This window comes from Anaerolineaceae bacterium oral taxon 439, assembly GCA_001717545.1.
GTDB lineage: Bacteria > Chloroflexota > Anaerolineae > Anaerolineales > Anaerolineaceae > Flexilinea.
This window is the reverse complement of sequence record CP017039.1, coordinates 2,097,721-2,119,588: the sequence shown is the minus strand read 5'-3', so window position 1 is coordinate 2,119,588 and position 21,868 is coordinate 2,097,721. Positions and strand designations below refer to the sequence as shown.

The following is a 21,868-nucleotide window of genomic DNA, read 5'->3' as shown; positions in this document are numbered from 1 at the left end:
TTTATAAGGTAATTCAACCGGAATAAGAGTTTACTTTCCTAAACTTGATTTGCAACCATCACTTTTTTGTAACCAGATGGGGAAAAATTCGTTGTGCGCCGAAATACTTCCGCATAATAACTTGCGTGAGTAAAACCGACCATTTGCGCAATTTGAGAAATAGAAAAAGTATTAGAGAGCAAAAGAGGGATACTTTTTTGAATTCGATAATTATTCAAATAAGTAAATGGCGACTCTTTCATAATCGCCTTAAATAACCTACAGCACTCACTTTTACTAATATTTGCCGATTCAGCGATGGCGCCCAACGTGAGTTTCTCCGTAAAATTGTCTTGAATAAAAGCCAACATATGTTTAATCATTTGAATATTCTTAGTTCCGGGCAAATCGTTTTCTTTCAAAAGCGGTTGAACACCTTCGTACAAATAATACCATAACTCAAAGAGCTTTCCTTTTATACGAAAATCATATCCTTGTTTTCTTTCAAGAAATAACAAACTAATCTCATCCGACAGATTTAATATCTCACGCTGCCACTCATTTTCCGAGTCGAACTCCACATATTGAACATTAGCGGAATCTACCACCTCATCGATATAATGATTCAATGAACTGTTCTCATGGCTCATGATCAATATCGGATTAAACACGATTGAATAAAAAATACAGTCTCGATCAGGGTACGGACGAGCGGTATGGATACATTTTGAATTAGAAAAAACACCTTTTCCCTGCTTTAAAGAGAAAATCTTATCATTAACCTGATATTCCATTTCTCCATTTTGAACAATCGTTAATTCCAACTCCTGATGCCAATGGGGATCTACGAAACCGTGAACCATCTTCGAAAGCGTATTATAAAATACTTCTAAAGGGAACGAGTAATCACCAAAAACCCTATTCTCCATTAAATTATCATTTCGAAGAACATAATTAGCCATAAACTACTAAGCCTTTACTATAAGGTTTCCACGTTGTATTTCCATTTGCAGTCATTTCAATATTATATTGCCTTCAAAACTGCTTCGCTCTTTTTTACACTCTCATAATAGCATAAACAGTTGATTCAGCGCCAATGATTTATTTATCGTTATTTCTGTTTCTGAAAAAGTCGATACCAACCGCAAGAATGATCACAATTCCTTTAATGACCATTTGAACATAGGAGGATATATGCAACAAATTAAGCCCATTTCCTAACACACCAATAACCAACGCACCGATTAGCGTACCGCCAATCGTACCGATGCCACCGGTAAAACTTGTCCCGCCCAAGACCGCCGCAGCAATTGCGTCTGATTCATAATTTTGTCCGGCGGTTGGTTGGCCTGAATACATGCGGGAAGCAAGAATTATTCCGGCAAGCGATGCTAACATGCCAGATATAACATAAACTTTCACCATTAAACTTTTGATCTCAATACCGGTATACTTTGCAGCAATTTGATTCCCGCCGACCGCATACATTCTTCTTCCAAAGCGCGTTTTATAGAGGACAATAGAAATGAGAATAATCACGAAGAAAACAATGTAAATAGGAATCGGGATTTTCCAAAAATAACTGTTCCCTATTTTCGTGAAAACCGAGCTGCTTGAGGCAACAGAGCGACCATCCGTAATAATGTAGGCGATACCTCGGATTACACCGCTCATTGATAGTGTTACAATAAAGGCAGGCATTTTCGCATATGCGATAATTACTCCATTTATTATCCCTACACATCCGCCTAAAATCAACGCAATAATAACAGCCAATACTATTGGAATACCATACTCAATTAGCATAACGACTGCCACACCGCTCATTCCGACAATAGAACCAACTGTTAAATCAATTCCGCCGATAATCAGAACAAAAGTCATTCCGAACGCTAAAAGAGCATTAATGCAAATCTGGCGCAAAACAGTCAAAAGATTTTTACCGGTCAAAAAATAATCGGAAGAAAACGAAAGCAAAACACATAGAATCATAAGACCCAGAAGTGTCCCGATATTATTACGAATAAACTTGGATATCGGGTTATTTTTTAAGACAACTTTTTTACGTTCAGATATTTCCATCGATATCTCTCCCTCCGGATGCAAACCACATGATTTTTTCTTGGGAAGCCCTTGCTTCCTTCGGATTGTCCAATTCGCCGAAAATTTTCCCGCCATTCATAACCAGAATTCGATCGCTGAGGTTTATGATTTCTTCAATCTCTGATGAAATAAAAATAATCGCAACACCTTTTTGAACCAAATCACCCATTAAATGATAGATTTCACTTTTCGAACCAATATCAATTCCCCGCGTCGGTTCGTCAAGGATTAATATGTCCGGATTTGTTGCTAACCATTTTGAAACAAGAATTTTTTGTTGATTCCCACCGGAAAGAAACATTACTTTTTGATCTTCTGATACCAACTTAATATTTAAAGCATGTATAAATTTATTTATGATTGAATTCTCTGCGGATTTTTTAATTCCAATAAATCGAATAATCTTATTCAGAACAGGAATTGTAATATTAAAAGATACCGAGTCAGTTAAAAATAAGCCTTCGGTTTTTCGATTTTCAGGAACATAGCTGATTTTATGCTGAATCGCTTGGGCAGGAGAGTGGATTTCGACCTTTTGACCATTCACATAAATTTCTCCTGAATCCAATTTATCTATGCCAAAGATTGCACGAGCCAATTCAGATCGCCCTGCGCCAATTAATCCAGCAAAGCCTAAAATTTCACCTTTTCGAAGATCAAATTCTATGTTATGGATTTTGGTGTTGCATAGGTCCTTTACTGAAAGAACAATTTCATCAGAAGAAGTATTTGGTTTTAATCCGTAAATTTCGGAGATTTCGCGACCCACCATCATCGAAATAACAGACCGTTCATCCAAATTCGAAGTTAAATCAGTTCCGATTAATTGCCCGTCGCGAAGAACCGTTATTGTATCGGAAAGTTTAAATATCTCTGGCATACGATGAGAGATATAAATAATCGCTATTCCAGTACTTTTCAGCTTTCTGATTTGTGAAAAAAGTTGTTCTATCTCGTTCTCAGTCAAGGAAGACGTTGGTTCATCCATTACAATCAACTTCGCATCTGACAAAAGAGAACGGCTGATCTCAACCATCTGTTGTCGAGCTATACTAAGGTCTTTTACTTTTTCTCTAACATCTAAATCCATACCCATATCGTCAATAACAATCTGAGCTTTGTGAATCATCGCATTATCATCCAAAAACAGATCGTGAGCCATCAATAATTCAGAGCCCATGAACATGTTATCGTACACGCTCATATTATCAGCCAAGTGAATTTCCTGATGAATAATACTGATGCCAAGTCTCGTGGCGTCTGCTGCTGAATTTATATCTACAGCTGTACCGTTAATTTTTATAGAACCGGAATTCTTATCTCTTTGATAAATGCCGCCAAGTATCTTCATTAATGTAGATTTACCTGCACCATTTTCCCCAACAAGGGCACGGATTTCACCTGGTTTAATATTGAAATCAATATCATCCAAAACTTTGACGCCAGAGAATGTTTTACTGATACGACTCATTTCCAAAAAGTATTCGCTGGGCATTGGTTTCTCCATGAAGCCTTTATTTCATGTATTATTCGCTGTTTGTAGACAGCCTTACGATAAATTCCAATACGTAAGGCTGTCTACACGATCAAAGACTTCAACAAAAATTATTTATCGCAATTTCCTATGTCTACCAATTCAGAAGAAACTTTAATATCAGGTTCAACTTTCTCGCCAGACAACACTTTATAAGCTGTTTCAATTGCGATTGAACCTATTTCAACTGGATGTTGAGCCGCTGAAGCTAACATTTTACCTTCGCAAATAGCTTTTTTACCCTCTTCCGAACCATCGACGCCAACGATCTTTATATGATCCAATAAACCGGCGCTGTCAATAGCAGCGGCACTGCCAATTGCAGACGGATCATTCAGCGCGAAAACGCCATCGATATCGGGAAATGCCTGAAGTTTATTTTCCATGACCGGCATCGCCGTATCTACACCTGGTTCGATTTCCTGCTGATCAAGGACTTTAATCTCCGGGTACTTTTCGATGGCATCAAGAAAACCATTCGCCCGATCAAGGCAAACTTGAGCAACATTGTATGTGAGCATGATGACATTACCTTTACCATCTAACGCCTTGCCCAGTGCTTCCCCGATAAGTTGACCTGCCATGAAGTTATCAGTTGCGACATTGGAAACAACCATTGAGGTATCCTCAACTGGAGAATTGTAACTAATAACAGGTATACCGGCTTCCTCGCAGATAACTAATGCAGCTTGTATTCCTTTCGAATCAACGGGATCAATCATCATAACGTCTACTTCCTGCTGAACCATATCTTCGATATCAGATATTTGTTTAGCCAGATCGAAAGCGGCATCCATAACGATTAATTTATCGCCATCTTTCAGCGCGCTTTCCATTCCGTCTAAAATTTCAATGTAGAAAGGATTTGATTGATCCGCAACAGATACACCAATTTTGACAGTTTTCACTTCTTGGGCAGACCCGATCGTGAAAACACCCAATAGCATAATAAGAACGATTATGCTTGTAAAAAACAGTAAACGATTTTTATTCATGATTTCACTCCTTTTTTATTTCTCATGAAAAAATTGTTAACAATTTCATTGTTACCATGAGGTATACCCACCATCAATCAACATCGTTGAACCTGTAACAAAACTTGACGCATCGGAAGCAAGAAACACAACAATCCCTTTTAATTCATTTGCCATTCCGGAACGTCCCATCGGAGTCATTGAAAACCAACGATCAATTGCAGGATCTTTACGTTGATATCGATCTTCGCTCATTTCAGTACGCATATAGCCGGGACAAATTGCATTCACGCGTACGCCTCTTTTTGCCCATTCTGTCGCAAGAGACTTTGTCAACATGATCAAGCCCCCTTTTGATGCATTGTAAGCACATTGGTTCTGGGGAGTATTAACAATCAATCCTGACATCGAGGAAACATTAATAATGCTGCCTTTTCCTCTCTCCAACATTACTTTGCCAACCTCGCGGGATACGATAAACGCTCCTGTCAGGTTTACATCAATTACCTCTCGCCAATCTTCGCTTGTAACCTTTTCCGCGTCATCCCCTCGCCAAATTCCCGCATTGTTCACAAGAATATCGATTCGCCCAAATTCATCCATAACTTGATTAGCCATCGATATAACATCTGATTCGTTTCTTATATCAGTCTTAATCACACGGCATTTGACATTATTGGATTCAATTTCTTTTTTCGTAGAAAATGCGCTTTCGGTACGACGGGCAGCAATAACAATATTAGCTCCGACCTCTGAAAGGGCTAATGCCATTTCCCGACCCAAACCTTGCCCGCCTCCGGTTACAATCGCGACTTGATCTGTTAAAGAAAATTGTTTTAATACATGTTCTGTCGACATAATGAATCCTTGTGTGTTTTATAAATAAAATTTTCCATACAACCAATATATTCGCACCGACATCGTACCGTACTTATAATATACACATAAGAACAAGGAAAGACAATAACAATATTCGCAAAACATATAACAAAATTATCCAACTTCACTTCTTTCAAAAGAATCAAACACAGCCAAAATTTCAATAAGTGATGCGAGGATTAGTAGTGTAACATTGTTTCTGTAAATTGCTGAACCTTAACAAAAGAGTGAGTCAGAAGTACCCTTAAGTGACCTGCTCCCCGAAAACTGTACCAAATGAAATGTTAGTCGCGTAAAATGGAAACAGGAGCGACGATATGAAAAAACGATTTACAGAAGAACAAGATCCTATAAGGAGATCGTCTCAAAAAACTGATCAAGCCCGCCGCCAAAAGGGAGAAAGCAGACCAGATCATGCAAAAGCACTCCATTAGCGAACGGCGGGCATGCCTCATAATCGGGATAGCCAGGAGCACTAAAAGGCACCAAGTCATCCGAAACAAAGAGAATGAGCGCATCAGCGAGCGCTTAGTTATTCTGGCATCCAAATGGAAACGTTTTGAGTATCGCCGTCTTCAAGTAATGCTCGAGAGGGAGGGCATCATTGTGAACCATAAGAAGGTATACCGACTCTACAATGAGGCAGGCTTGAGTTTGGAGAGGAAAAAACGGAATAAAGTTTATCTAAAACGAGGGATGCCTGCCCGACCACAGGAAATGGCAGCGAACGAACGCTGGTCGATGGACTTCGTTTCAGACAAGACGAGTTTGGGAAGAAAGTTCAGCGTGTTTACGTTATTGGATGAAGTCACCAGAGAGTGTCTGGCTCTTGAAGTGGCTGGTTCAATCACTGGAAGTGCCGTCGGGCGATTTTTGGATAAAGCCGGTTTATTCCAGAGGCTATCCAAAAGAACTGCTCAGTGACAATGGATCCGAATTTACCAGCAAGGCCATGACCATTTGGGATTATGAAAGACAAATCGTGCAGACTTTTATTGAGCCGGGCAAACCGATCCAGAATGCAACCATAGAAAGCTTCAATGGAAAATTCAGAGATGAATGTTTGAACCAGAACCTGTTCAGGAATCTGGAAGAGGATAGAGAGATAATTGAAATTTGGAGAAATGACTATAACCAAACCCGTCCGCATAGCACACTGGGTTATCTCACCCCAACCGAGTATGCAGCATCTTTGAGGTAAATTTGAAAAAGACTAACTTTCTCAGTGGACGAATTTTTGGGGCTGGTCAAAACAAACAAGATACTTTCTATAATGAGCATGTCGCAGAGATTATTTTATTTGAAAGTGCAAGAAAATATCTGAGAGAACATTTAGGAGCGAGCAAGACCTTAAATATATCCAAATGGAAATTGGAAGTAACGGCATTGAAAGAAAGAAAAAGACAACCTATATTCTCAAATCGTAGACATACGAAAAGAAGTGGAACAAGCTGAAAATGTTAGAAGCTGCATAGAGAAATTATTGCAAGAAAACAGAGGACTAACACAGGTCAAGAAGCAAGAGTTAGCGCTATAAAACTTAATAAGAATACATTATAATATTAAAAATATTAAGTGGAGCAAATTAGAATTTGTGGGAGTAATAAAATGAAGCGAGAACTTGGGATAGCACGATGCGGACTGGCATGTTGTCTATGTACTGAAAATGAGCACTGTAGCGGATGCAATTCTGGAGATTATCCAGATAAAGAATGATGTGAAAACAGAAAATGCTCTATTGAAAAGAACTATGTACATTGCTATGAATGCGAATTAGAATGCAGAAAAGGCTTGTTGTCAAAAATCAAACCATACGGATTTACATTGTTTGTCAAAAGATACGGAGAGACTTTACTTCTTGATTGTCTTGAAAGAAATGAAGAGAAAGGCATTGTCTATCATCGTGAAAGAATTAATGGCGATTATGATGACTCTGATGATGTTGAGAAACTTATTAACTTTATCAGGGCAGGAGAAAAATAAATTCCAGTTTATCTAATTGAATAGAAAATTTTTGAAACAGTAAATCACAAAGGTTTGCTGTTTTTTGTTACTCAATTTTCAAAATGAAAGCGTCAATAAATCAAAAAAGGTACTTGACAAAACGCTGCCTGGAGAACATGCCCGGATTTTCAGCTTTTCCATGATTCTCATCTTTTTTCTAAATTCCGGCGCGGATAAATATGACATTTGTAACATTGACAGCGGTTTTTGCTGATGTTATTCTAAATCATACTATCAATCATATTTAGCGGATGATTGAATGGACAAAAAATAAGGAGATGTCATGAAAAAGGTTGTAAAGTTTATCGGCTTGCTGTTGGTTATGATGATGGCGCTGGCGCTGGTTGGTTGCGGCGGGACGGAAAAGCCGGCCGCGACGGAGGATCCGGGCGCAGCCGCCGAAACGGCGGGCGGCGGACAAATTAAGATCGCCGTCGCGGCGCCGCTGACGGGCGATAATTCCGAATATGGGATCGGGTTCTATAACGCGGTTTCCATGATGGCGGAGAGCTGGAACGAGAAAGGCGGGATCCATAACAATAAGATTGCCGTCGTGCAGTTCGACGATAAGAATTCGCCGGAAGAAGGCGTTTCGGTCGCGAATAAAATCGCCAGCGATAAGGATATTCACTGCGTCGTCGGTCATTTCGCTTCGGGCGTCTGCATGGCCGCGGCTACGATCTATCAGGAAAACAAAATTATCGAAATTTCCCCCTCTGCGTCGCATCCGGACTATTCCGGGATCGGCGATTTTATTTTCCGGAATAATACGGTGATCATGCGCGAGGCAAAAGCGAGTCTCGATATCGCGGTTAACGACCTCGGGAAAAAGAATATCGGAATTATTTCGATTAAGACCGACTGGGGCGTCAGCACGTCCGGGATCGTCAAGGACCTGGTCGGCGAGATGGAAGACAGCGGCGCGAAGGTCGTCGCGCACGAGGAAGTTATCGAGGGATCGGACGATTATCGCCCTGCGATCACGAAGCTGAACGAAGCTGGGGCGGACGTCGTGATCTGCGTTGGAATGTATAACCTGGTCGCGCCGGTCGCGCGTCAGTACAAGGAAATCAACCCGGATATCCGGATCGTCGGTTTCTCGAATTCTTACAGCGAAGAGCTGATCAAGCTGGGCGGCGAGGCGGTCGAAGGCGTCGCTTTCCCGGTTATCTTCTTCTCGAAGTCTGACGATCCGAAGGTTCAGGAATTCGTCAAAAATTTCAAGACGAAATTCGGGAGCGAGCCGAGCGCGTTAACGGCTCAGGCGTACGATTCCGCCGGAATTTATTTTACCGCCGTCGAAAAGCTCGGGAGCGATCAGGATTCCGCCGCCGTCCGGGACGCGATTGCGGAAATGAGTTACGAGGGCGTGACCGGAACGACGAAGTTTGACGCGAACGGCGATGTCGAAAAGTCGTTTACGAAGGTCACGATTAAAAACGGCGAATTTGTGCTGTTGGAGAGCGGTTCGGGCGAGTAATTCCCGGCCAGGGCGCGTGGGAAGAGGAGAGGAGGCGTTCCTTGTTATTGCAGCAAATCATGAACGGTATTACGATCGGGATGACCTATGCCCTGATTGCGGTCGGTTATTCGCTGGTTTTCGGGATATTGCGTCTGGTCAACTTTTCCCACGGCTCGGTATATGCGTTCGGCGCGAATTCGATTCTGTTTCTGATTTCGTTGAACTTCGGGATCGTTCCTTCGATTCTTACCGGGATCCTGATTACCGGGATTCTGGGTGTGATTGTCGATAAAACGGCGCTGGAGCCGCTCCGGAAGAAAAGCGCCGAGGGGATTACCTCGCTGATTACGACGATCGGCGTTTCGAGCGTGATTACGAATCTTCTGATTGCCCGGCTGGGCAGTCAGAAGAAATCTTTCCCGTCTCTTTTCCCGGCGGGCGCGGTCGCCGTCGGAGGAATCAGTTTTACATATTCGCAGATCGGCATGTTCCTGATTTCGCTGACGCTGCTGGTCGGGCTGCTCCTGGTCGTTGAGAAAACGAAAATCGGGCTGGCCATGCGCGCGTCGGAACAGAATATCACCGCCGCGAAATTGATGGGCGTTAACGTTAATTTTATTATTTCCTTTACATTTTTTCTGGGCGGGGTCTCGGCGGCGATCGCCGGTTCGCTCGTCAGCAGTTATTACAACATGGCGTACCCGAATATGGGCTACACGGCCGGCCTGAAGGCGTTCGCCGCGGCGGTTCTGGGCGGGATCGGAAGCCTGCCCGGTTCGCTTCTGGGCGGACTGGTCGTCGGCATAAGCGAGTCGTTCGCCGCCTCGGTTTTAGGCTCCGAATTCAGGGACAGCATGTCATTTATTATTTTGATACTGGTTTTAATTATTCGTCCCAACGGATTTTTAGGGAAGAAATCGATTAAGAAGGTGTAGCATGAACTCTATCAAGACAACGGCTGAATCTATCCTGCGATTCTTAAGCAGACCTTCGATCCTCTTCATGGCGCAGCTTCTCTCGATCGGGCTTTTACTGATTTTGCCGGCGTTTCGCCTGAATTCGTATATCATGAATATTGTTGTCAAGGTCATGATCTATATTACGCTGGCGCTGGGCCTGAATATTCTCGTCGGGTACGTCGGGCTGGTCTCGCTGGGCCAGGCAGGATTCGTCGCCGTCGGCGCGTATACGACGACAGTCCTGACGAAGGCGTACGGCTGGAATTTCTTCGCTTCCCTGCTGCTCTGCGTCGTCGTTTCGGCGATCGTCGGGATCCTGATCGGGATGCCGTCGCTGCGGCTGACCGGGACATACCTTTCGATTATCACGTTGGGTTTCGGCGAGATTATCCGGACGATGATTATCGTCTGGGAACCGGTCACAAACGGGCCGCTGGGGATCCGCGGGATTCCCCGTCCGGAGCTTTTCGGAATTCCGTTTTCAATGGCGAATGGCGGGTTGTACTATCTTTCTCTGATCCTGATGCTTCTGGTCATGATTTTCAGCAGGCTTCTCTACGATTCGAAAACCGGGCGGGCTTTTCGCGCGATTAAGGGCGACGAGACCGCGGCGGTCATGATGGGGATCAACGTGACCTATTATAAGGTTATGGCGTTCGTCCTGGCGGCGGTCATATCCGCGCTCGCCGGTTCGCTCTACGCGAACCAGCTGGGCTATATCGACCAGAACACGTTTACCTTCGATATGTCGACGATGATCCTGAGCGTCGTGATCCTTGGCGGGATGGGGACGATCCGGGGTATGGTCGTCGGCTCGGTCATCCTGGTCCTGCTTCCGGAGCTGTCGCGGTCGCTGACGGATTATCGGTTCGTTATTTACGGACTGATCCTGATTTTGATGATGCGCTTCCGTCCGCAGGGGATTCTCGGCTGGAAATCGCGCGCGCCTTATCCGATCCGCGACGACGTTCTGACCCAGTTCGAATCGCGGCTGACCGAGTCGAAAGGGAATCAACCATGAACGAAGAGATTCTTAAAGTTTCGGGCGTCTCGATTTCGTTCGGCGGGATCAGCGCGGTTAAAAATGTCAGCCTGGAAATTCATAAAAACGAGATCGTCAGCCTGATCGGTCCGAACGGGGCGGGGAAGACGACGGTTTTCAACCTGCTGACCGGTGTGTACACGCCGGATCATGGCGAAATTCGCTTCAAAGGGGAGCGGATCGATGGGAAAAAGCCTCAGGCGATCGTTCAGCGGGGAATCTCGCGAACGTTTCAGAATATCCGGCTTTTTAAAGACATGCGCGTTATCGAGAATGTCCTTGTTGGGACGCATATTCGGACAGGGTACGGTTTATTTGATTCGACTTTCCGGACGAAGCGTTTCCGCGCGGAAGAGGACGCGAAGGTCCTCAAGGCGTTGGAGATTCTTCAGATTCTCGGGCTCGAGGGGAAGAAGGACGATTACGCAGGCGATCTTCCGTACGGCGACCAGCGCAAGGCTGAAATTGCCCGGGCGATCGCAACCGGGGCGGAACTGATCCTGCTGGACGAGCCGGCGGCGGGAATGAATCCGCAGGAAACGGATGAGCTGCTCAGCTGCATCCGCTATATTCGCGGGCTTGGGTATACGATCCTGCTGATCGAACATGACATGCGCGTGGTAATGAATATTTCGGATCGGATTTACGTTCTGGACGACGGGGCGATGATCGCGGAGGGACTCCCTGCCGGGGTCGCGAATAATCCGCGCGTTATCGAGGCTTATTTAGGGGGAAATCTGAATGCTGCGGGTTGAGGACCTTCATACGTACTACGGCGCGATTCACGCGCTGAAAGGTATTTCGCTTCATGTCGATCAGGGCGAGGTCGTCTGCCTGATCGGGTCGAACGGCGCCGGGAAGTCGACGCTGGTGAATACGATTTCCGGACTGTTGAAGCCGCGGAGCGGAAAAGTCAGCCTGAACGACCGCGATATCACCAGCCTTGAGGCGTATAAAATCGTCGAATTGGGGATGAGCTTATCGCCGGAGGGCCGCGAAGTTTTTCCGGATTTAACCGTTGAACAGAATCTCCGTCTGGGCGGATATATCGTTAAAGACGCGGCGAAGATCGAGGCTGGATATGCCCGCTGTTACGAGCTGTTCCCGCGATTGAAGGAGCGCAGGCGGCAGCAGGCGGGGACGTTATCCGGCGGGGAACAGCAGATGCTCGCGATTGGCCGGGCGTTGATGTCGGAGCCGCGGCTGCTCCTCCTGGACGAGCCGTCGCTGGGGTTGGCGCCGAATATCGTGAACCAGATTTTCGAGCTGATCCTGGAGATCCAGCGACAGGGCGTAACGATTTTACTGATCGAGCAGAACGCGAATATGGCTTTGCAGATTTCTGACCGTGCGTACGTTCTTGAGAACGGCAGGGTTGGCATGGAAGGCAGGGCGAAGGATATTTCCTCGGATCATCGCGTCCGGCAAATTTATTTAGGCTTAATTCAGAAAGGACTTTAAAATGAAGAAGATTATCAATCATCCGGATTCCGTCGTCAGCGAGACGTTGATGGGCCTGGTTTCAGCGGACAATACGCTCGAGTATCTTCCGGGCGTCGAGGTCGTTACGAAGAAGGTCAGGAGCGGGAACGTCGGGATTGTTTCCGGCGGCGGTTCGGGTCACGAGCCTGCGCATGCAGGGTATGTTGGGGAGGGAATGTTGGATTCGGCGGTAGCGGGGAACATTTTCTCATCTCCGAGTCCGGACCGGATTATCGAGGGTATCCGCCGGGCCGACAGCGGTAAAGGGGTTTTGCTGGTTATTAAGAATTATTCGGGCGATATCATGAATTTTGAATTGGCCGAGGAAATTGCCCGCGGAGAAGGTATCGCAGTGGAGCATGTCGTCGTTCGCGACGACGTCGCGGTCGAGGACAGTACGTATTCGACCGGCCGGCGCGGGATCGCGGGGACCGTCTTCGTTCATAAAGTCGCCGGCGCGGCCGCGGCGGATGGCGCGTCGTTGGCGGACGTTAAGGCGGTCGCCGAAAAGGCGATCGCGCAGCTTCGCAGCATGGGGATGGCGATGGCGGCCTGCACGCTTCCTGCGGTGGGGCGTCCGGGATTTGAGCTGGCTGACGACGAGATCGAAATCGGGATGGGGATCCATGGCGAGCCGGGGGTCCATCGCGGAAAGGTTCAGACGGCGAAGGAATTAGCGAAGACGCTGACCGATTATATTTTCGCGGATTATGACTTTGATCAGAGCGAAGTCGCGCTGATGATCAACGGATTGGGCGCGACCCCGGTCATGGAATTATATATTTTAAATTACGAGGTTCAGGAAATCCTGAAATCCAGAGGAATTCGGGTCGCGCTTGATTTGGTCGGTAATTATATGACGTCGGTTGATATGGCGGGGGCGAGCGTGACGCTGCTGAAGCTCGACGTCGAACTGAAAAAGCTGGTTTCAGCGCCCTGCCGGACGCTCGGATTAACGATAAGGGGGTAGGCTGATGAGGATTACGTCTGAGCTTTATGTGGACTTCCTGAGGGCGGCGTACGATCGGATCCATGCGAACGAAACGTACGTGACGGATTTGGATTTGGCTACCGGCGACGGGGACCATTGGTCCAATTTGGATAAGGGTTTTCGGAAGCTGGTTGAAATGAGGGACGAGCTGGCCGGTTTACCGCTGAACGCTTTATTTCAGAAGATCGGGATGACGATGATGGCGACGATCGGCGGGTCCTCGGGAGTTTTATATGGCGGCGCGTATATCGCGGCGGCGAAGGGCCTGAACGGAAAAGAAGCGCTGGATGGGCAGGGGCTTTGCGACGCGCTGGAAGCGATGCTGAACGATATCATGGCGCGTGGAAAGGCGAAGGCCGGGTTTAAGACGATGATCGACGCGCTTGCGCCTGCCGTCGAAACGTTCAGGCTTGGCCTGTCGGAGGGCTTGCCGGAGGCGGAGCTGCTGACGAAGGTGAAGGCCGCGGCGGAAGCGGGCGCTGAATCGACGAGGGCGATGGAGGCCGTTCGCGGCCGCGCTACGTATCAATCGGGCAAGGGTGTCGGGCATCTCGATCCTGGCGCGGTCACAATGTCGTATCAGGTCGGCGCGCTCTGCGACGTCATTCTGGCTTCTCTTTGAATATGGACGCGCTATCGATTGTGGTGAGGACGGCGATATGATTCAAAGAAGTAGTCGCAGGCTTCTTCAGGACGTGATGAATAATCGGGAGGTTGAGCGCGTTCCCTGCGGATTCTGGCACCATTTTATCCTGGGGAGGGATCAGTTTATCGGGCTTACGGAGCCTGAGGTTCTTGAACGCGCTTATGCGGGTCATCTCGCCTATTATCGCCGCGTTGAAACCGATCTGGTGAAGATCATGTCGGAAGGTTTTTTCGGGTATCCGCCGATCATGGAGAACGCGCTGACGACGGCGTCGGACCTCGATCGGATTCGCCCGGTCGGTCGGAATCATCCCTGGATCGCGCGGCAGGTTGCGCACGTTCGGCGGATCGCCGATCGGTTCCGGGACGAAAAGATGTGTTTTTATAACATGTTTTCCCCGCTTCAGATGATCCGGATTAAATTCGACTTCCTGGATTTGACGCTCGATAAGTTCGTGACAATCGCGGAAAGGTACCCGGAAGCGTTTCGCGGCGCCGGACTGCGCATCATGGAGGACGTCCTGACGTTGACGGAGCTGCTGCTGGCCGGGAGTGGGATCGACGGACTTTATTTCTGTGTCCAGAATATTCAAAGCGATTTCTACGACGACGAAAAATATCATGAAATTGTCGCGCCGTGCGAGCTTCCGGTCCTGAAGCTCGCGAACCGGCTGACTTCGACGAATATTCTGCATATCTGCGGTTATGATCGCCATGTGAACCGTTTTTCGACGTATCGGGATTATTCCGCGAAGATTTATAATTGGGCGGTGCATACCGAGAAAATCGGTCTTCAGGCGGGAAAGGCGGCTTTCGGCGGCGCCTGCGTTCTGGGCGGGTTCGATAATAACCCGGGGACGCTGATCGATACGGGAACGCCGGAGATGCTGCGCGCGTATACGAAAAGATTGATCGAGGAAAACGGATATTCGGGGTATATCGTGGGCGCGGACTGTTCGATTCCGAACGATATTAACGACGATCAGGTCCGCGTCATTCGCGACGCTTGCCATGAGTTTACGAATCCAGATTTCGCGGTACAGGGAGAGGAGCGTCTTTGATGACGAATCAGCGAAAAATTGTCGAACAGTTTATGAATAATGAGTCGCCGGAGCGGGCGCCGGTCGTCTTCTGGCATCATTTTGTATCGTTTCATGACCATCATCGCGGGCTTACCGATCCGGCGGTGATGAAAAAGGTATTGGACGGGCAGCTTGACTATATCCGGCGGTTCAAGCCGGATCTGGTGAAGATCATGTCCGACGGCTTCTTCGGTCATCCGGCCATGACGGGCGAGCTGATCGATTCGGTCGCTGGGATCCGGGGGATCCAGCCCTGCGGCGCGGCGCATCCGTTTATTCAGGAGCAGGTTGAATATGTTAAAAAAGTGTGCGACTTTGTTAACGGAGACGTTTACACGTATTATAATCTTTTCTCGCCGCTGCAATATATTCGGCTTAAATTTGAGGAATACGACGAAGATTTCGAAAAATTTACGCGGCTGTTTTTCGAGGATACGGACGCGATGGTCGCGGCGGGGGATCGGATCGCGTCGGATATCTTGCTGCTGATCGACCGGATTTTTGAAAAAACGCGGGTCGACGGGATATATTACAGCGTTCAATCGGTTCAGGATCCACGCGCCGATCGCGCGTTTCATGACGCGTATGTCCGGCCGCTGGACCTGATGATTATGGATCGTATCCAGAAGTACACGGATAATATTATGATTCATATCTGCGGTTACGGTCATTATCAGAATCCGCTCGCCTGGTACGCCGATTATCCGGCGAAGATTTTCAACTGGGCGACGCATACGGAGCAGATCGGTCTCGCTGAGGGCAAGAAGATTTTTAAGGACAAGCCGGTTCTGGGCGGGTTCGATAATAACGCGGGATCGCTTCTTTACGAAGGGTCGAAAGCGGAACTGAAGGATGAGATTTACCGGATCCTGGACGCGGCAGGGACGAAGGGCGTCGCGCTGGGGGCGGATTGCACGGTGAAGGACACGTTCGATCCCGAACGGGCGCGCTGGATAATCGATATCGCCGGGGCGTACGGAAAAGACCGCGGCTCGGTTGGGGCTTAGTTTTTTCGCTTCATGACTGGCTTTTCGACGTCTGAGCTGCCAGTCATGAAAACAATTAAAATGGATTATATTCGTGATAGAATAACTGGTTGAGGCAATGGCATTATGAAAATTACTTTGTCTGAAGAGATATATGATGCTATTATTGCGGCTATTATTCAGGGGGAAATCCATTCCGACAGCGTGGTTACGGAAGCTTTGCTGATGGAGCGGTTCCACGTTTCGAAGTCCCCGGTCCGCGAGTCGCTCGTCCGCCTCTGCCACGAGAATATCCTGGTCAGTATTCCGCGCGTCGGTTACAGGATTCAAAGCGTTGACCGCGAATACCTTGAAGGGATTATCCGGTTCCGGCTGAATCTTGAGCCGCGGTATCTTGAGCTCTTTTTCGATAAGATTTCGGAGACCGATATCGTTCGGATTCGGAAGAGTATCGTTCCGATGGATAAAACGGTCCTGAACAATCCGTTTGAATACTGGAAACAAACGAGCCATTTTCATCTGGCGCTGGCGATTTCGTATCAGGATAAATTCTATTACGATATTTTGAAAAAGATTCTGGACCGGCAGCTGATTACGTTTGCGACGCTGTACTGGTCGAACTTGAGCGATATCGCCGATAAAAAGATGTCGGATAATCATACCGCCGTGCTGAACGCGATCGAACGGCATGAAAAGCGGGCGGCGATCTACCTGCTGGAAGAGGATATCAAGTCAGCCTGACGGTCAAAGCTGACTTTTTTTCAAAAGGGGGCGACTCAGCGGTTATATTTCAGGGCGAGGTTGGTAACGATCAGCGTTGCTTCCGCGTTCTCGTCGTCTGTCCCGGCCATCAGCGTGATACTGACATAGCGGACGTCGCCCGGATCCATGTTGTCGTTGTGCAGGTTATTTTTATCGGATAAATCGAGCGTATAGTTCTCATCGCTGCCGACCGTCGTATCCAGCTCGATCTGGCGCAGGCTGTTGAATTCCTGATCGTGGAAGCTGATAATGACCGCCGTGAATCCGAATTCGCTGGCGTCGAGGCGTTCGTCTTTCGTTACGGCGGAATCAAAGCTCATCGAGAAAGCCAGATCGATTGAGTCAATCGCGATGACCTGAGTGAAAAAGAGGGCGCCAATACCGGTCTGGCGGATCCGGAGCGCCCGAACGTTCGGATCGCTGTTCGATTGAAGAATATCCGCGCTGCCTGATCCGCTTCCGTCAATCTTGTCCGGTATCCAGCCGTCGAGATCCCATTGGAAGTTTCCATTCCAGATCAGGTTACCGGGGTCGTGCTCCGGCAGCGCCGACGGATACGGGATGTCCATCATCGGCGCGTCACCCGATCCGGATCCGGTCCCCGGATTCTCAAAAATTCCGGGATCGAGCGGCTCGATCGAAATCGGCGAATCGTTCGGCGGAATCGCGGCGGGAGTCCGGTTCGGATCATCGAAGATCTTGTTAATATTGAATTCGCCTTCGCGGATGCTTTGGATAACGGCGTCCGTGATCGCGTCGATCGCGGCATCTCTGGCGGCTTTTTCTGATCGGTTCCTGTTTTCGTCGATCATTGCGGCGATCAGGAGGAAGACGCTGAAGACGAGCAGGAAGGGTATGTACTTTTTCATGTGGTCCTCCGCCTGACGATCAGGCTGTTTTTATCATTCCCTGACAGGCGCTGCATGACGTCGCGTCTCAGAGGTAGTATTTCAGGACAAGGTCGGACACGGTCAGCGTCCCTTCGGCGTTTTTATCGTTCGATCCGGCCAGGAGCGTGATTTTCACGTAGCAAACGTCGGCGGGGTTTATCCCCAGCAGGTTTTCGCTGATTTCCGATGCTAAATGGAGAGTATAATCTTTATTGACTTTGTCCGACTCGATGCGGATATAGTGCTCCGTATTTGTATCCGCGATTTTATCGGGCGCGCCGACGGCGGGCCCTCCGGCGAACGGACTTTCGTTGATCGTCGCCAGCATGGTATAGCCTAACGGCTGTATATAATAATCGTAGTAGTCCAGGATAATCGCTGAGTATCCGGTTCCGCTGAAGCCCCAGATGACGCCCTGCGTCGCGGTGGACTCGAAGGTTACGGAGAAAGTGAGGTTAATCGAGTTGACTGGGACGAGCTGCGAGAAGCTGATATTCCCTAAACCGCTCTGCTGGATCTGAAGCGCACGGTTGAACGGGCTGTTATTCGATTCGACAATCGCCGCCTTGCTCGATCCGCCTTCGTCGGTTAATTCGCGCTTCCATTCAGTAAATTCGTTCAGAAAATATCCGTTCACGATCAGGTTCGCGGGATCGGGCGCGGGCAGCGTCGGCTCAAACTGGATATTTACCGGCGTGTCTCCGTAGTCCGGGCCGTTCGCTGGCTCTGCCTCGGTCTCGGGCGAATCGAAAGCGCCGGGGGCCAGCGGTTCGATGATGGCTGGCGGGACTTCCGGCGGGGCCGGATCGTAGATGGCCGGGAGCGTGGGACTGACGGCCTGATGCGTACTGTTGCCGCTTCCGATGATGCCTCCGATGACGGCGGCGGCGCCCGCGCCGATGAGGGTTCCCGCGCTGGTTTCTGAGGGCTGGTCGTTATTCTCTTCGATCGTTATAACGATCAACAGAATGACAAAAAAGACCGCGAAATAAGGAATATACTTTTTCATGAGTTTCTCCGACAGCTTGATTTTTATATTATTATAAGATGGAATGATCTGCTAAACCTTGTGATAATCTGTCAATTCAATGAAAAAACTCGGGCAGTTCCTTGAAAAGGATGATTTTCCTGTATGCTTGTAGATAAGTCGGGAGGAATAACTGCATGATCGAACAACGATATCCATTCGTCGAAATCGGCGGGGCGACCGATCCTGGGCGAAAACGCGCTGAATCGCCCAACCAGGACGCGATCGGCATGATCGAACCGAATGAATGGCTGCGGCGGCCGGCAGGGCTGATCGTATCGGACGGGATGGGCGGGTATAACGGCGGCGAAATCGCCAGCCGTACCGCGATCGAGACGTTTACCGCTTCGTTTCGCTTCGGACTTCTGACGCGGTCCGCGGAAAGCGCGATTCGGCAGGGGATCGACGCGGCGCATCGCGCCATTAAGCGCGTTTCCACGCGGGACGCGGAGCATGGCTGGATGGGTTGTACGATCGTCGTCGCGCTGCTGACCGGGGACCGGCTGACGATCGCGAATGTCGGCGACAGCCGCGCTTACCTGATCCATGGGGATCAAATCAAACAGATCAGCTACGATCACAGCCTGGTCGCGGAGCAGGTCCGATTGGGGCTGATTACCGAGGAGGAAGCCAAAACGCATCTCAAACGCAGCGTTTTGACCATGGCAATATCGCTCCGGCAGGAGAAAGTCAAACCGTATATCGCGAAGGCCGAATGGGCGCGGGGCGATCGCGTATTGCTCTGCTCGGATGGGCTCTGGGGCGTCCTTCAGGAGGATGAGATTCGCGACGTCGTTCTGGAAAAATCGCCGCGTGGCGCGGCGGAAGAGCTCATCCGCCGGGTCAACGAAAAGGGTGGGCCGGATAACGTTTCGGTCCTGATCGGGCGCCGTCTCTGAATCGCGGGCCGGCGCGGCGGTTTTTTATCCGTCGCGGACGCATCGGAAGCCGACGTCGTCCCGTTCCGCGCCAGCTTGAACCAGGTTCGCGGGATCGAGGAGCGAATCGCATTCGCTTTTCCAGGAGCCCCCGACGACAAGAAAGCGCAGATCGGTTTCGCCCGTGATTTCTTCGATGAGCGCCGCGTCGGGCGCACCGTTGATCCATTCCCAGACGTTTCCGTACAGGTCGTAGACCCCGTTCCCGTTCGCGGGAAAGTGAGGATTGTCGACGTGATTCGCGCGGAGACTTCCGCAGTTCGTTCCCGTCAGGTCGATATCCGGAGCGAGCGCGATGCCGGCGGCAGGGTCATAGCCCGGATTCGCGGCGGCGAGCCATTCCCGGAACGTCGGGAGGCGTCCGCCAGCCCAGACGCAGTAGTTGGCGGCGTCGGTCCGCGAAACCTGCGTCATTGGCGCCGCGGGCGGATCGTTCGGTCTCCGCTGGACCAGGCCGTTTTGGACGGCATAATTGGTAAATTGCTGCGCCGATATTTCTCGCTCGTCTATCCAATAATTCATCGATCTTGAACGGATATTGACTTCGGTCATGTTATCGATCGTTCGGACGCGGTTTTCCGCTCGCTCCGGGACCGGGGACGCGGCGAACGCAGTTGACTGCGCTCGGGTTGGCTGAAGCGTTGGCGTGAGCGTCGAAGGGAGCGTGGACGTGCTGAGCGTGGCGGAAGGTTTTCGCGTAGACAACTGAGTTGAAGTTGACGCGGCGGTCGGCAGACCGGTCGGTCCCGTTTTTTCCGGGCCCGTCGATCCGATCGGCGCGGCGGCTCCCGGCCCGGTCGCGGGCGCGGAAGTCAGCTTCAGGATCGGATAGACGGCGAAGCCCGAATGGCTCCGGGTCAGGCGGTTGAACCCGTTGACGAGCGCTAAATAAGCGGTGGCGAGGAGAAGGAAGCGGAAGAGCGGCCCTCGGAGCAGTTTCCGATCGCTTTTCGCTTTCGGTTTCCCCGAGCGGTTTTCAGCGCCCGTTTTTTTATCGTCGGCCCGCTTTGATTTCGCGTAGGATTTATTCTCCGCGGCGGGGTCGGACGTTTTGGCTGGCATAGGGGATTGGGAACGGCTCAGCGCGTCTCGGAATTCGGCGATCGTCTGGATCCGGTCTTCAGAATGGATCGCCAGCGCTTTTACGATCGCCCGGTCCGCCGCCGAAGGAAGGATCGCGCCTTTTTTCGACGGGGCGGAAAGCGAATCCTTGAGGATCCGGTCGGTGGCTTCGGGAATTGCCTCCCCGGTCAGGCAGCGATAAAACGTCGCCCCGAGCGCGTATAAATCGGTCCAGGATCCCTGGGCCTCAGCCTGTGCGTGCTGTTCAATCGGCGCATACCCGGTTTTCAGGATCGTCGGCAGGTTTTCCCGACTGCCTTTCAGGGCGGGAAGCGTCGCCCCAAAGTCGATCAGGCGGATCCGTCCGTCGGTCGCGATCAGGATATTATCCGGCGAGACGTCGCGATGAAGGAAACCGGCGTTATGGAGCGTGTCCAGCGCGTCCATGATTGGGTTCAGGATCCGGAGCGTTTCGTTGTATCCGAGTTTCCCATTCTTCTTTTCCAGATACGTTTCCAGCGACGTACCGGTAATATATTCCATGACGATATACGCGGTCCCGTTTTCGCGGAAAAAGTCGTAAACGTTGACGATGATCGGATTCGAACGGAAGCGCGCGAGGTTTTCGGCCTCACGATAAAAGGTCTCAACGCCTTCCAGGAACGTTTCACGGTTCTGCGGATTGGCGGGGACGATTTTCCCGTTTCTTCGCGTTACAAATCCGTTCAGGAAGTATTCCTTGATCGCGATTTTACTTTTCAGGTTCAGGTCGAAGCCAAGGTAGGTGATCCCGAAACCGCCCTGGCCGAGGACCTTCCCGACCAGGTATTTTCCGCTCAGGATCGTTCCCGGCGGCAGCGTGAACCCGCTCTGCGACGGCGGCTTGACCGGCGCGCCGCATTTCGGACAGGGGTTTTCTCCCTGGCGCGGTTCGAAACAGTTCATGCAGAGATCGTCAAAATTCGTCATAGCCCATTACCAAGTATTTCATATTTTTCGATTTATTCCTGCCAGGTATTTTCTAAAATACCTTTTCGTACTATAATATGGATTCGGAACTTAATCTT

19 protein-coding genes and 1 pseudogene are annotated in these 21,868 nt (G+C 49.4%); 12 read left to right on the top strand and 8 right to left on the bottom strand.

Annotated features, from left to right (window positions below):
- Window positions 1-38: 38 nt before the first annotated feature.
- The 5 genes from BEQ56_09425 to BEQ56_09405 all read right to left on the bottom strand — a co-directional run bounded on the left by BEQ56_09425 (window position 39) and on the right by BEQ56_09405 (window position 5,448).
- Window positions 39-941 carry a hypothetical protein gene (locus BEQ56_09425; GenBank protein ID AOH43675.1) on the bottom strand — a complete coding sequence of 301 codons (903 nt, stop codon included), beginning with the start codon at window positions 939-941 and terminating at the stop codon, window positions 39-41.
- Window positions 942-1,080: 139 nt separating this feature from the next.
- Window positions 1,081-2,061: a ribose ABC transporter permease gene (gene rbsC, locus BEQ56_09420; protein AOH43674.1), complete on the bottom strand. Its 981-nt coding sequence runs from the start codon at window positions 2,059-2,061 to the stop codon at window positions 1,081-1,083.
- On the bottom strand, window positions 2,048-3,577 hold the full coding sequence (locus BEQ56_09415) for a D-xylose ABC transporter ATP-binding protein (protein ID AOH43673.1): 1,530 nt from the start codon (window positions 3,575-3,577) through the stop codon (window positions 2,048-2,050). Before BEQ56_09415 ends, rbsC begins: the two co-directional genes overlap by 14 nt.
- Window positions 3,578-3,687: 110 nt before the next feature.
- Window positions 3,688-4,611 (bottom strand): hypothetical protein, encoded by a 924-nt coding sequence (locus tag BEQ56_09410; protein AOH43672.1) that lies wholly within the window; start codon window positions 4,609-4,611, stop codon window positions 3,688-3,690.
- A gap of 51 nt (window positions 4,612-4,662) precedes the next feature.
- A complete protein-coding gene (locus BEQ56_09405) occupies window positions 4,663-5,448 on the bottom strand; it encodes a short-chain dehydrogenase (protein AOH43671.1) in 786 nt (261 codons plus the stop codon).
- Between the two features lie 435 nt (window positions 5,449-5,883).
- Here BEQ56_09405 and BEQ56_09400 point away from each other — a divergent pair.
- The 11 genes and pseudogenes from BEQ56_09400 (at window position 5,884) to BEQ56_09350 (ending at window position 16,863) form a co-directional block, all read left to right on the top strand.
- Window positions 5,884-6,670, top strand: a pseudogene (locus BEQ56_09400) (hypothetical protein).
- 1,086 nt (window positions 6,671-7,756) lie between these two features.
- Complete coding sequence (locus BEQ56_09395) at window positions 7,757-8,953, top strand: ABC transporter substrate-binding protein (GenBank protein ID AOH43670.1); 1,197 nt, start codon at window positions 7,757-7,759, stop codon at window positions 8,951-8,953.
- A gap of 41 nt (window positions 8,954-8,994) precedes the next feature.
- On the top strand, window positions 8,995-9,870 hold the full coding sequence (locus tag BEQ56_09390; protein ID AOH43669.1) for an ABC transporter permease: 876 nt from the start codon (window positions 8,995-8,997) through the stop codon (window positions 9,868-9,870).
- A 1-nt stretch (window position 9,871) separates the two neighbouring features.
- Window positions 9,872-10,915 carry an ABC transporter permease gene (locus tag BEQ56_09385; GenBank protein AOH43668.1) on the top strand — a complete coding sequence of 348 codons (1,044 nt, stop codon included), beginning with the start codon at window positions 9,872-9,874 and terminating at the stop codon, window positions 10,913-10,915.
- Complete coding sequence (locus tag BEQ56_09380; protein AOH43667.1) at window positions 10,912-11,691, top strand: ABC transporter ATP-binding protein; 780 nt, start codon at window positions 10,912-10,914, stop codon at window positions 11,689-11,691. Before BEQ56_09385 ends, BEQ56_09380 begins: the two co-directional genes overlap by 4 nt.
- A complete protein-coding gene (locus tag BEQ56_09375) occupies window positions 11,678-12,397 on the top strand; it encodes an ABC transporter ATP-binding protein (GenBank protein ID AOH43666.1) in 720 nt (239 codons plus the stop codon). Before BEQ56_09380 ends, BEQ56_09375 begins: the two co-directional genes overlap by 14 nt.
- Window position 12,398: 1 nt before the next feature.
- The gene (locus BEQ56_09370; GenBank protein AOH43665.1) at window positions 12,399-13,388 is read left to right on the top strand and encodes a dihydroxyacetone kinase subunit DhaK; all 990 of its coding nucleotides are present in this window, start codon (window positions 12,399-12,401) and stop codon (window positions 13,386-13,388) included.
- 4 nt (window positions 13,389-13,392) lie between these two features.
- Window positions 13,393-14,031 (top strand): dihydroxyacetone kinase subunit L, encoded by a 639-nt coding sequence (locus tag BEQ56_09365; protein AOH43664.1) that lies wholly within the window; start codon window positions 13,393-13,395, stop codon window positions 14,029-14,031.
- 37 nt (window positions 14,032-14,068) lie between these two features.
- On the top strand, window positions 14,069-15,115 hold the full coding sequence (locus tag BEQ56_09360) for a hypothetical protein (GenBank protein AOH43663.1): 1,047 nt from the start codon (window positions 14,069-14,071) through the stop codon (window positions 15,113-15,115).
- On the top strand, window positions 15,115-16,143 hold the full coding sequence (locus BEQ56_09355) for a uroporphyrinogen decarboxylase (GenBank protein AOH43662.1): 1,029 nt from the start codon (window positions 15,115-15,117) through the stop codon (window positions 16,141-16,143). Before BEQ56_09360 ends, BEQ56_09355 begins: the two co-directional genes overlap by 1 nt.
- A gap of 105 nt (window positions 16,144-16,248) precedes the next feature.
- Entirely contained in the window at window positions 16,249-16,863 is a 615-nt protein-coding gene (locus BEQ56_09350) for a hypothetical protein (protein AOH43661.1), read from the top strand.
- A gap of 35 nt (window positions 16,864-16,898) precedes the next feature.
- On the opposite strand, the gene BEQ56_09345 is transcribed toward BEQ56_09350, so the two are convergent.
- Window positions 16,899-17,753: a hypothetical protein gene (locus BEQ56_09345; GenBank protein ID AOH43660.1), complete on the bottom strand. Its 855-nt coding sequence runs from the start codon at window positions 17,751-17,753 to the stop codon at window positions 16,899-16,901.
- Between the two features lie 67 nt (window positions 17,754-17,820).
- Complete coding sequence (locus BEQ56_09340; protein ID AOH43659.1) at window positions 17,821-18,783, bottom strand: hypothetical protein; 963 nt, start codon at window positions 18,781-18,783, stop codon at window positions 17,821-17,823.
- A gap of 155 nt (window positions 18,784-18,938) precedes the next feature.
- Between BEQ56_09340 and BEQ56_09335 the strand changes: the two genes are divergently transcribed.
- The gene (locus tag BEQ56_09335) at window positions 18,939-19,700 is read left to right on the top strand and encodes a hypothetical protein (protein AOH43658.1); all 762 of its coding nucleotides are present in this window, start codon (window positions 18,939-18,941) and stop codon (window positions 19,698-19,700) included.
- A gap of 24 nt (window positions 19,701-19,724) precedes the next feature.
- On the opposite strand, the gene BEQ56_09330 is transcribed toward BEQ56_09335, so the two are convergent.
- The gene (locus BEQ56_09330) at window positions 19,725-21,770 is read right to left on the bottom strand and encodes a hypothetical protein (GenBank protein ID AOH43657.1); all 2,046 of its coding nucleotides are present in this window, start codon (window positions 21,768-21,770) and stop codon (window positions 19,725-19,727) included.
- Window positions 21,771-21,868 lie beyond the last annotated feature (98 nt).